A 247-nucleotide genomic window follows, 5' to 3' on the forward strand; every position below is an offset into this window, starting at 1 on the left:
ATCGGCAGTCTGCTGACCACCTGTATTAGCATCGCGATGGCAAGCGGTGCGATGCCCGGCAATGCGCTGTTTAGCGCGGCCATTAGCGGTTGGCTGTGGATCACCGTACTGTTCGCTAATTTCGCCGAGGAGCTGGCAGAAGGCCGCAGTAAAGCGCAGGCCAACAGTCTGAAAGGGGTGAAAAAAACTGCCTTTGCCCGCAAGCTGCGTGAGCCGAAATATGGCGCTGCGGAGGACAAAGTTCCCG

The 247-nt window shown here is 57.9% G+C and carries 1 pseudogene; it reads left to right on the forward strand.

Going from position 1 to position 247, the window contains the following annotated elements:
* Positions 1-247, forward strand: a pseudogene (locus R2R70_RS22300) (hypothetical protein); the annotation flags it as partial.

It is taken from the genome of Cobetia sp. SIMBA_158 (genome assembly GCF_046566945.1).
GTDB classification, from domain to species: Bacteria; Pseudomonadota; Gammaproteobacteria; order Pseudomonadales; family Halomonadaceae; genus Cobetia; species Cobetia amphilecti.